We start from the raw sequence: 11,516 nt of genomic DNA, 5'->3' as shown, positions 1-11,516 counted from the left end.
TGATTCGCTGATATGGGCGTTGTGTTGACGGCTTGTACAACGACACCTACGGTCATCAGGCCGGCGATCACTGTCTGAGTCTGGTCGCCTCCGTGATGCAGGCCGCCGCCGACAGCGAGCGCATCGTGGTCGGGCGCATGGGCGGCGAGGAGTTCGGAATGCTGGTGCTCGAAGCGCAACCATCGATGCTCGAAGACACGCTCGAAACGCTGCGCCAGCGCGTGGCGGACCTCGCGATCGAGCATCGCGCGTCGCCGCTTGGGGTGGTGACGGTCAGCATTGGCGCGTCGCTCACGCGTATCAGCGATCTGTCGCGACCCGCGCATCGCGACGGTTTCGCGAGCGCTGACCGTGCGTTGTATCGCTCGAAGCATCAAGGACGAAATCGCGTGACGATGGCGTAGCGGGCGTTGGCGATTGCGTCGGTACGGCTCTATCTTCAGTCATGGCGCATTGCTTATAGGACCATCGTCCCATTTTCAGCCGTTGCCAGCGTGGCAATATGGATGCGCGTAGTGAACGTCGACGCAGTCGCCGGGTGCGACAGCAGGGTGTTTTACGATGCGCATCATTCAAACGTTGCTGTACATCGCGGCGTTCTGCTCAGGCATGATCGTCGGCCCCGCGGCGTGCGTCGCCGCCCAAAGTGTCGCCGCGCAGCCGGCCGCCTCGTCGGCCCTGCCGGCATCCCCAACCGCCGCGGCGTCGGCTCCCGCGGCGCGCCGGATCGATCTCGGCAATCAACCGTTCACGGGCGATTTCGACGCCATGCTCGACCGGCGTCTGATCCGCGTGCTGGTTCCCTACAGTCGAACGCTCTATCTGAATGAGCAAGGTCACGAACGTGGGCTGACCGCCGGTCTCATGCGGGACTTCGAGCGTTATGTGAACAAGAAGTACCGGGCGACGCTCGGCAAGCGTCCGCTCACCCTGGTCATCATTCCGACGACTCGCGACCAGTTGCTCCCGGGGCTGATAGCGGGCCGGGGCGACATCGCCGCGGGCAATCTGACGGTCACGGAGGTCCGCCTGAAGCAGGTCGACTTCGTGGCGCCGCGTGACCGGACAGCAGTACGCGAAGTGGTCGTGACCGGGCCGAAGTCGCCGGCCCTCGCGAAGCTCGACGATCTCAGCGGTAAGACGGTCCATGTGCGGCCCAGCAGCAGCTATTACGAGAGCCTGAACGCGTTGAACGCGCGTTTTGGCAAGGAAGGCAAAGCTCCGGTGAAACTCGTGCCGCTGCCCGACGCGCTCGAGGACGAGGACGCAATGGAGATGCTCAATGTCGGGCTGCTCCAGATCCTCGTCGTGGACGACTGGAAGGCAAAGGTATGGGCGCCGGTACTGGCTGGAATCGTCGTGCATAACGATATTTCGGTGCGCGACGCAGGCTACATCGGCTGGGCGGTGCGCTTCAAGAGCCCCAAACTGCGGGACGCGATCAACGACTTCTACCTGAATTACGTGAAGAAGCAGAGTGTCGCGGAAGTCCGTCTGCAGCAGGAAATGAAGCGCATCAAGCAGATCTCCAACAATACGGAGTCAGCGGAGCTGAAGCGGTTCGGGCAGACGGTCGGTCTTTTCGAAAAATACGGTGCGCAGTACCGCTTCGATCCGCTTTTGCTTGCGGCTCAAGGCTATCAGGAATCCCAGCTGAACCAGAGCGCCCGCAGTCACGTTGGCGCAATCGGGATCATGCAGTTGATGCCAGCCACGGGGAAGGAACTTGCGGTTGGCGACATCAGGGTGGCGGAGTCCAACATACATGCGGGAGCGAAATATCTCGATGTGCTGATGGCCCGTTACTTTCCCGATGCTCACTTCTCGGAAAGGGACCGCTCGCTGTTCGCATTCGCAAGCTACAACGCAGGACCCGCAAAGATCGCCAGAATGCGCAAGGAAGCGGCGGCGCGCGGTCTCGATCCTAACAAGTGGTTCAACAATGTCGAAATCGTAGTCGCCGAGAAAATCGGCATCGAACCAACGACGTACGTGCGCAATGTCTTTAAATATTACGTTGCGTACCGGCTCGTCCGCGAGGCCGAGGCTGCACGCGCTCGCGCTATCGGGCAGATGCGCAAGCAGGGCGGAGCGTGAGGGAAGCGGGCATCTGAAATGGCTGTCACCGCAGCGACGTGCCGCAGCCACGCCGCTGCGCGATTGTCGAGGCGCGCGCGCGAATAAACGCCGTCGGGCCTTCACGTGGAGTCTGAATATGTCGACCGTTGAAGATCGCTTGCACGCACTTGGCTACGTCTTGCCGGAACCGTTGCGGCTTCCTCCCGGCCTGACGCTTCCGTTCCCATGGGTGCGGATAGTCGGCCACAGGGCTTGCATCTCGGGCCATGGACCGACCAACGCGGACGGCTCGCTGGCCGAGCCACTTGGCAAGGTGGGCAGTCAGGTCTCGCAGGAGCAGGCCTTCGTGGCGGCTCGTCTCACCGCGCTCGCTATTCTGGGCAGCCTCAAGCGCGAGCTCGGAAGTCTGGAGCGCATCGCCTGTTGGACGAGGGTGTTCGGCATGGTCAACTCGGCACCCGGGTTCAACCGACAGCCCGCGGTGATCAACGGCTTTTCGGAACTGATACTCGCTGTCTTTGGCGAGGAGCGCGGTGGTCACGCTCGCAGCGCGGTGGGACTGGCCGAGCTTCCCTTCAACATTCCCGTGGAGATCGAGGCTGAAGTCGAACTTTTTCCACGAGACGCTCGAGCGCTTGCATCGAGCGAGGCGTGAGTTCGTGCCGCCACCGCTGTCGCGAGCGATCGTCTGAGGCCAGCGTCGATGCAATTCGCGTGAATGCGAATCTGCATGGCAAGCCGACCATCACCGTGCAAGGATGCGCGGATGCGCTGGTGCCGATCAATCACGCGTCGCGGCCGTATCTCGGATTGAACCAGGTGGTCGAGGGCGGCGCGAGCAAGCTGGCGCTGTACGAAGTCACGAACACTCAGCACTTTGACGCGTTCCTCGGCGTCGCCGGTTTCGATACGCGTTTCGTGCCGTTGCATTACTACGATCTTCAGGCGCTCAATCTGATGTGGGCTCATCTGAAGAACGGCACGCCGTTGCCGCCGTCGCAGGTGATCCACACGATACCGCGCGGCGGCGTGCCCGGAGCCGCACCGGCGCTGACCACGGCCAACCTGCCGGCGATCGCGGCGACCCCGGGTGTCAATGCGATTTCCGCAACGAATGGCGCCGTGAACGTGCCGAATTGAGCGGCGCGTGCTGAAGCAATGCGCGCACACGGGTATCCGCCTGGGTGCGCGTTGCTGTGCATCTGGACGCCGCACGAGCGGTGCTGAGCTTCGCGCCGCGCAAAACGCTTTAGCCGCTGATCAGCTTCAACCCGACCGGCAGCGATTCGCCGAACACGCGACCTTCGTCGGCGTTATCGAGCGCGACGACTTCGCTGACCATCGTGACCCAGGCGCGCGGCGCGCTCGCCGCTTCGAGGCGTCGCACGACGCTCGCGCGCAGCGCGTCGGGCAGATCGCGCGAGCGGTCGCCGGTCATGCGGGCGATCTGGACGGCCGCGAAGGCGGCGGGGTCGACCTTCTTCCAGTCGAGCGCGAGGATCGCATCGAGCCATTGCGCGGCGACCTCGGGCGGCACGACGCTATGCGCGCTGCCGTAAAACGGCTGGCGCGCGCCGATCCGTCCGACCGCCCACCAGCTTTGATGGTTTTCCGCTGGCTTTTTCAGGCGAGCGAGCACCGCCTCGCCGAGTTCGATCTTGCGTTCGGCCGGAGTCCGTTCGAGCGATGCGGACAGGCGCACCATATCGGCGAAGCCGGTCTTCGCGACATCGAACGGCAGCTTGTGACGCGATTGCGCGGCCTTCTGCAGATAGTCCATCGCGTCGAGCACGCGCAACTGCGCATCTTCGCCGAGGCCGCCGGCCGCGCGGCGCCACAGCGTCCACCATTCCGACCATACCTGGCTGTCGGTCACGTACTGGATGCCATCGTCGAACAGCGTCCACAGTTGCTCGACGCGCCATTCGTCGAGCGGATAACCGAAGCCGGGCCGCACGCAATAGCCGGCCAGATTCAGCCACAGCCGTTCGTGATCGGCCGAGCGGCGGCGGCGGCGCGCGCGCTCCCACAGCGCGCCGAACAGTTCGCGCAGCAACGCGCTGTTCCAGCTGTCGCGCGGGCCGAGCAGATGTTCGAGCTGCGCGCGCAGTCGTTTGATCTCCTTCGGGTCGACGTTTTGCGCGCGGGCGCCGAAGCAACGGTCGATCAGTTCGATCGCGCGATCGAGCGCCGGGTGGCGTTGCGGTGCGCCCTCGGCGGATAGCTCCACTTGCGCGTCGGCGTGGCCGTGGCGCAGCTGGAATTCGAGCAGCCAGCGTTGCGACGGCTCGTCGAGCTCGATGCAATGGACGTCGAGCGTGCCGACCTCGGTCAGCGACGTCGCGATGCGCACGGCGGTTTCGCGAGCGCGATGGCCGTCGCGTGGCTGGACGATCGTCGCGATCGGCGGCAGGCGCACGAAGTCGCCGCCCGCGAGGTCGACCAGTTCGCCGGGCTGATACGCGGTGTCCGCGCTCGACGACACCAGGTGAAAGCGCACCGGATGCCCGAGCCGCAGCGCGAACATGCGCTCCGCGATCAGAATCTCGTGACCTTCTTCGGTGCCGCGCGGCAGCAGGCAGATGCCGCGTTGCGCCGGCGCCGCGTCCGGCTCGGCGTCGTCTTTGCCGGCCGGCGTTTCGTCGAGCACCAGAAAATAGCTGCGCGGCGAACCGCCGCCGATTTTCGGCGCGAAGCCCGCGCGCGCGAGCGTATAGGCGACCGCGCCGCGCGCGACCGCGACGTCGGGGTTGTCGTTGTGCAGCACGTTGAGCGGCGCGCCGCGCCACCCGCCGAGCGTGTCGGCCAGACGCCGCGACAGCGCGTCGGCGCGGAACACGCCGCCGTTGAGCAGCAGCGTGTCGGGTACGGGCAGGGCGGCTGTGCCGGATGCGTCCGGCGTGCTGGAATCCGCCCCAAGGGCCTTGCGCGACTGCGCGGCGAAACGTTCGAGAAATGCCGCGATATGCCGCGTGACCGCCGCATCGGTCGCATACGGCAGGCCGAATTCGACGATCGCGCCGCGCGGCCGGCCCGGACGCTCATCGGCGGCCACCCGCGGCAAGAAACCATCGACGATGATCTTCTCGACCTCGTCGCGCGTGACCTGCGTCGTGCGCGCGCCGCCGATCAGCTTCGAGCCCGCGCCAAGCAAGGTGACTGGCGCCGACTCGGGCGCCTGCGCGCCGAGCAATTGCTCCTTCGCGACGCGGCATCGCTCGACCAGCTGCGACAGGCTCGCCGCCGATAGCCGTTGCGGCGCCTGCGCACCGCCGCCGGCACCACCCAACAGCCGCGCCTCGACCAGATGCGCGAGCGCGAGGTCCATGTTGTCGCCGCCGAGCATCAGATGATTGCCGACACCGACGCGCATCAGGCGCGGCTCGCCGTCGTCGGACAGGCCGACTTCGATCAGCGTCAGATCGGTGGTGCCGCCGCCGACGTCGCAGATCAGCACGAGCCGGGTGTCCGCCAACTCGTCGGCAAGCGTGTCGCGATGCCGGAACAGCCAGTCGTAGAACGCGGCCTGCGGCTCTTCGAGCAGCCGCAGCGACGGCAGCCCCGCGAGCCGCGCCGCTTCGACGGTCAACGCGCGCGCGCCTTCGTCGAACGATGCGGGCACCGTCAGCACGACGTCCTGCTGTTCGAGCGGCGCCTTCGGAAAGTGCTGGTTCCATGCGGCGCGCACGTGCGCGAGGTAGCTCGCGCTCGCGTCGAGCGGCGAAATCTTGCGGACGTCGTCGGGCGCGCCCCACGGCAGGATCGGCGCGACGCGATCGACCGACGCGTGCGACAGCCAGCTTTTCGCGCTGGCGACGAGCCGCCCCGGCACCTGCGCGCCGAGCAGCCGCGCGAGCCGGCCGACCACGACCGGCTGCGTCGCGTCCTTGCCGAGGCCCGACGCCGCACGCGCACCGGACCACGGCAGTTGCAGATCGGCCGCGCTCAGTTCGCCGTCGGCCGCCTGATAGCGCACCGACGGCAACAGCGGCCGCGCGGCGACTTCGCCGGGGCTCACGAGTTGCTCGATCTCGAACACACGAATCTGCTGCGATCCGGCTTGCGCGTACGCGAGCACCGTGTTGCTGGTGCCCAGATCGATGCCGACGCTGTACCGCTTCATGTCAATCACGCATTCGCGTTGCCGCGCACGTCGAATTCGACTTTCCAGCGTTCGTCGGAGCCGCGCGGGATCGCTTCGAGTTCGAGCGTGCCCGCTTCGGTCACGCGCGCGTGCAGCTTCACCGGCACGACTTCGCCGGCGGTGCGGCCGGCCGCCGGCAGCGTCGCCTGGATTTCCTCGAGTTCCTGCAACTCCTCGGGGCCCCAGTAATCGAGCAGCGTGCCGACCTGATCCTGACGACGCACCGACGAGCCGAAGAAGCGGAAATGCACGGGCTCGCCGACGACCAGCCCGAACTCCTGCGCGGGCAGCTCGGCGTCGGTGCCTTCTTCCATGCCGAACGGCGCGACGCACAGCGCCTGCACCGGCGGCTCGAGCCCGGGCACGGCCGGCATCGCCGATTCGATCGCGATGTAGTACGCGCGCGCGGTGCCGCCGCGAATCCGCACGCCGCGGCCGCGCCGCACGTAGCCGTAGTAGGCCGCGCCGCGCGCGACCGCCAGATCGAGGTCCGCGCCTTCGAGCAGACGGGCCGGCGCCGCGCCTTCGGTCGCGAGCCAGCCGTTCAGCGTGCCCATGATCCGTTCGACCAGCAGCGCCGACTTGAACACGCCGCCGTTGAACAGCACCACGGTCGGATGCAGGAAGCTCGCGTTGGGCGAGACATGCTCGCGCAGCCCTTCGAGTTCCGCCAGCGCGCCGACCTGACGCCCGAGGAACGCCGCCAGATGCCGCGTGATGCCCGCGTCCTGCGCATATGGCAGGCCGAGCTGCGTCAGACCGACCCGCGCGCGGCTCACCGGACGCGCGGCGCTGTCGATCTGCGGGAAGAAGCCGTCGAGGATCGTCTGTGTCAGTTCGACGCGCGTCAGCTCGGTGCGGATCGAGCCGCCGATCAGCTTCGAGCCGCGGCTCGGCACGACGAGCGGCACGGTGTCGGTGGCGGGATCGCTGAGCAGCGTTTCCTTCGCCGCGCGGCACGCGTAGGTGAGCGCGCGCAGTTGCCACGCGTCGGCCTGGGTGCCCTGCGCGGCGAGCTTGCGTGCGACCACGTGCGCGAGCGCGAGGTCCATGTTGTCGCCGCCGAGCAGGATGTGATCGCCGACCGCGACGCGATGCAGTTCGAGATTGCCGTCGCGCTCGATCACCGCGATCAGCGACAGGTCGGTCGTGCCGCCGCCGACGTCGACGACGAGGATGATGTCGCCGATCTTGACCTGCTTGCGCCACTGGCCGCCGCTCTTCTGGATCCAGCTATAGAGCGCCGCCTGCGGCTCTTCGAGCAGCGTCATGCGCGTGAAGCCGGCGGCCTCGGCGGCCTCCGCCGTCAGCTCGCGCGCCGCGGGGTCGAACGACGCGGGGATCGTCACGGTGACGTCCTGCTCGCCGAACGGCGCGTCCGCATGCGCGTGGTCCCATGCTTCGCGCAGGTGCGTCAGGTAGCGCACCGAGCTTTCCAGCGGCGACACACGCGCGACTTCGGGCGGCGCGTCGTTCGGCAGAATGCCCGCGCGCCGGTCGACGCCCGGATGGCACAGCCAGCTTTTCGCGCTCGACACGAGCCGGATCGGGGTGCCGGCGCCGCGGCTGCGCGCGAATTCGCCGACCGCGAATTCGCGCTGGCCGGTCCACGGCAGGTAGAGGTCGCCGGAGGCCAGTTCGTCGGGATGCGGCAGGTACAGGAACGAGGGCAGCAGCGGCAGATTATCGATTGCGCCGGGGCCCGTGAGCTGGGCGATCGACAGCACGTCCTGGGTGGTTTTCTCGCCGTCGCTCGCGTGCGTGTCCACGTAGGACAACGCGCAGTGCGTGGTGCCGAGATCGATGCCGATCGAATAGCGTGCGTCGCTCATAGCTCCACCTCCGCCGGTGCGATGACTTTTGCGTTATGACCGTCCGCCAGCTTCGGCAGACGCACATCCTCGACGCGCCAGCCGCGATGGCTGATGCTGCCGTTGAACGGCGCACTGCCGACCACGTTGCCGGTCAAACGGACCGAGCTCGCGTCGAAGCCTGCGGGCAGCGTCACGCGGCTGCCTTCGGCTTCGTCGCGCACCGGGCGGATCGTGAAGTGCTCGCGCAGCGTCGCGCGGCAGCCTTCGTGCACGAGGCGCGCGGCCGCGCCGATGTCGGCGTCGCTATAGGCCTTGATGTCTTCCTCGACGAAATCGATGAAGCGCGCGTCGCGTTGCAGCAGACCGAGCAGTTGCAGCGCGGCGTCGGGGGCGGCCTCCTTCAGCACCGGCGCGGGTTGCGGCTTCGGTTGCGGGGCGGCGGCGGGGGCCGGGGCCGGGGTTGGCGTGGCGGCGGGGGCGGCTGCCGGGGCCGCGCCGATCTTTTCGCCGTTGCGCAGGCGCAGCACGTCGGCGGCGAAGTCGCCATTGCCGAGAATGCTGAAAAACGTGTCGACGGCCAGCGAAATGCGGCCGAGGAAGGATGGATTCGAATCGCTCATAAAGGCTCCTGATCTGCTCTGTTGGGGACGAGCGGTCCTCGCCGCGCCGCGTGCGCCGGGCAGCGAAGCTGACGGGCCGGGCGGGGCTGTGATGTTGCGGTTCGGCGCGCGGCCCGGGGCGACGATGCAACCGCCGGGCCCGAAAACGGTTTGGGGACGCTTCGCGACCGGATCGGCCGCGCGTGCGGCGCGCGCAAAACCCGTATTTTGCCTTGCGGCGCGCCCGGCGCGGGCAAAGCCGGCAATTCTAGCGGGCAATGGGGTGGGATTGGCGGGGAGTTGGGGGAAGCGGGCGATGCAGGAAGGCGCTTTGGCAGCGCGCCTATCAGCGACGTTACGACTTCTTCGGATCCTTCGACACCCGCTTTGCCGATGGTGCGGGCGCGGGCCTGACCGGCCCGGCGACGTGCATGACGGCGCGGCGCGGTTGTCCGTGCGCGCCCGTCGCGGGCGCAGACCTGACCGGTCCGGCGGCGTGCCTGTCGGCTCGCGGCGGCTGTCCGTGCGCGGCCATCGCCGGCGCGGGGCCGCCCGGGTGCCCGAGCGGCGGATGCGCGCCGCCGGGATGCTCCGGCAGATGACCGTCATGGCTCGCCATCACACGATGCAGTTCCTCGCGGCGATGGAAAACCTCGGCGCGATGATCGCCATGAGAATAGAACTGGCGATGCCGGACGCCGTCCCGGCCGACGACCCAGATATACGTATCGCCGCCGACGATCACCACATCGCGATCGACCACATTGGCGACGTACCCATCGGTCGGCAACGGCTGATACGCGGTCACGCTCACTTCGTTGACCCGGTTCGGGGCGCTGACGAGCCGGCCTTGCCCACTGGTCACGCAGCCCGCGAGAAAGGTAGCGCAAGCAGCCGACGCCAACAGCGCGTTGGTGATGGTTTTCAAGTTCATTCCCCGGTTTGTATTGGTTATTTGTCGAGCGACGCCCGTTTAACGGTCGGCGTTTTGCATTCTTGAGATATGAATCGACGACCAGGGAAACGAGCGGGGAAATGAGCGGTGAAACGCGCAGGCGCAAACGCATGCCCGGCGCGCATCGCCTGATGAATTGAGCCAACTGGGAAATAGAAAGAAATAACGCAAAAATTCCGGCGCGTTTCACCCGCCCGATCCGCGCTTAATTGCCGCCCGCATTGCCGTCTTCAGACTTCGCGTCGTCCCAGTTCATGCGGTGTCGATTAACGGTCTCGGTATGCCGCGCGTCGTCCTCGGTGTGGAGGTAAAGACTGGTCGTATTCAGCGAAACGTGGCCGAGGTTGTCGCGGATCGTGCGCAGATCGACGCCGCCGTCCGCCTGATGCGAACCGGCCGTATGCCGCAGCCAGTGCGCCGACGCGCGCTCGAGCTCGTCGGCGCGATCGGCGAATTCGGGACCGCGCGCACGCAGCCACTTGGCCGCGCCCGCGAAGATGCCCTTGATCGCGTCGTGAATCGCCGAGCGCGACAGGCAGCGGTTGCGGCCCTTGAACGGCAGCACGAGCGGCGTTTCCTCGGCGCGGGTCGGCAGGGCGGCGAGGCCATTGAGCGTGCGGTAGCTGCGCAGCTCCTGAACCAGTTCGGCCGACACCGGCACGATCCGCTCCTTGTCGCCCTTGCCGAGCGTCTCGAGCCACCACTGGTCCTGACCATCGGCGCCGAGCCTTCTGAAGAACTGGCCCATCTGCCCGCCGGCCACCTCGGAAATGCGCATGCCCTGCAAATAGAACAGCGTGGTCAGCCAGCGGCAACGCGCGTAGTACGCGCGTTGCGCATCGGTATCTTGCGGCAGCTGCTCGACGAACAGCTTCACTTCGTCCCACAGCGAGGTCGACAGATAGCGCGTCACGCGCGGCGCCGAGCGCTTCGCGCGTTGTCGCAGGAGCGCCATCGGATTGCCGCGCAGATAGCCGGCATTGACGAGCCACGTGAACATCGCGTTCAGGATGATCAGCGCCTGGCGCTGGCTGGCCGGCGACAGCGGCCCGTTGAACGGCCGCCAGCGTGCGTCGCCGCGCGCGTACTTGCCGCCGTTCGCCGACACCCAGCGCGCGGCCGGCTGCGGATCGGCGATGAACGCCTTGAACAGCAGCAGATCCTCGTGCGTCAGCGACGACAGCGGCTTGCCGAGCTGCACGACGGCCCACAGCAGCAGCCGCTCCGCTTCCTTGCGGTAGTTGTCGAAGGTGGTCTTGGTGTCCGCGTAATTGGACAGCCAGGCGCGCACGGCGTCGAGGTCGTTGCGCGCCGATAGCTGCGAGTTTTCCGCCGCGCCGCGATTGGTGCCGTCGCGGCCATCGAGCAGTTCCGGCACGACGAGCGATTCGACGGGCTGGACGGTGGCGAGCTCAGCGTTCGGGGCAGCTTTCGGCACGGCTTTGGACACGGTTCGGGACACTCCTCGGGCGCACGCCGGTTGGCGTCATTCTGCTCCGCTCAGGTGCTCTCAGAAGCGCTTGCCTGAAAAGAAAGCAGTGCCCACTCTGTTGCGGACGAAACGCGAAACCCTATCACACAGTCGGCTGCGCCTGGCGCAAAACAGCCGGGTGCGCTCAAGCTTCGACGCGGTGACGATCGATCGGCATATAGTGATGCAGGGCGCCGCTCGTTTTCCGCCCGCTATAGTCGCCGTCTATTAGCGGCATTGCCGTATTCGAATTCTATTGAACTTTGTCCTCGCCTATATTCGAATAGGAGTGGAGCGCCGACCGGAGTCAGCCGTTACGGACATCGGCTGCGTTGCGCTCGACCCTGGATTTCATGAGTGCACTGCCGAGCCATTCGGCCGACTGTCGGGTTTTCGGGTCGTCAAATTGCCACGCAAGCCTGACACGATGACAAACGCATAACAAGTACCTTGC

General features: G+C 66.8%; 8 protein-coding genes and 1 pseudogene. 4 read left to right on the top strand and 5 right to left on the bottom strand.

Features of this window, described 5'->3' with window-relative positions; genetic code table 11:
- The first annotated feature begins 32 nt into the window (after window positions 1-32).
- The 4 genes and pseudogenes from OKW37_RS14440 to OKW37_RS14425 form a co-directional block, all read left to right on the top strand.
- Window positions 33-404: a diguanylate cyclase gene (locus OKW37_RS14440; RefSeq protein WP_429405725.1), complete on the top strand. Its 372-nt coding sequence runs from the start codon at window positions 33-35 to the stop codon at window positions 402-404.
- A 157-nt stretch (window positions 405-561) separates the two neighbouring features.
- A complete protein-coding gene (locus OKW37_RS14435; protein ID WP_429405727.1) occupies window positions 562-2,097 on the top strand; it encodes a transglycosylase SLT domain-containing protein in 1,536 nt (511 codons plus the stop codon).
- A gap of 118 nt (window positions 2,098-2,215) precedes the next feature.
- Entirely contained in the window at window positions 2,216-2,734 is a 519-nt protein-coding gene (locus OKW37_RS14430; RefSeq protein WP_184067660.1) for a RidA family protein, read from the top strand.
- A 38-nt stretch (window positions 2,735-2,772) separates the two neighbouring features.
- Window positions 2,773-3,219 (top strand): annotated as a pseudogene (locus OKW37_RS14425) (3-hydroxybutyrate oligomer hydrolase family protein); the annotation flags it as partial.
- Between the two features lie 109 nt (window positions 3,220-3,328).
- Here OKW37_RS14425 and OKW37_RS14420 read toward each other — a convergent pair.
- The 5 genes from OKW37_RS14420 to OKW37_RS14400 form a co-directional block, all read right to left on the bottom strand.
- Window positions 3,329-6,202, bottom strand: coding sequence for an Hsp70 family protein (locus tag OKW37_RS14420; protein ID WP_429405729.1), 2,874 nt, complete (start codon window positions 6,200-6,202; stop codon window positions 3,329-3,331).
- 5 nt (window positions 6,203-6,207) lie between these two features.
- Window positions 6,208-8,055, bottom strand: coding sequence for an Hsp70 family protein (locus tag OKW37_RS14415; protein ID WP_429405731.1), 1,848 nt, complete (start codon window positions 8,053-8,055; stop codon window positions 6,208-6,210).
- On the bottom strand, window positions 8,052-8,657 hold the full coding sequence (locus OKW37_RS14410) for a DUF2760 domain-containing protein (RefSeq protein ID WP_429405733.1): 606 nt from the start codon (window positions 8,655-8,657) through the stop codon (window positions 8,052-8,054). Before OKW37_RS14410 ends, OKW37_RS14415 begins: the two co-directional genes overlap by 4 nt.
- A 334-nt stretch (window positions 8,658-8,991) precedes the next feature.
- On the bottom strand, window positions 8,992-9,570 hold the full coding sequence (locus OKW37_RS14405; protein ID WP_429405735.1) for a hypothetical protein: 579 nt from the start codon (window positions 9,568-9,570) through the stop codon (window positions 8,992-8,994).
- A 226-nt stretch (window positions 9,571-9,796) separates the two neighbouring features.
- Complete coding sequence (locus tag OKW37_RS14400; RefSeq protein WP_429405737.1) at window positions 9,797-11,041, bottom strand: tyrosine-type recombinase/integrase; 1,245 nt, start codon at window positions 11,039-11,041, stop codon at window positions 9,797-9,799.
- Window positions 11,042-11,516 lie beyond the last annotated feature (475 nt).

Origin of the sequence: Paraburkholderia sp. MM5482-R2, from assembly GCF_050436125.1 — a bacterium.
Lineage (GTDB): Bacteria > Pseudomonadota > Gammaproteobacteria > Burkholderiales > Burkholderiaceae > Paraburkholderia > Paraburkholderia tuberum.
Note: the sequence above shows the minus strand (reverse complement) of the source record. Positions and strands in the feature narration are given on the sequence as shown.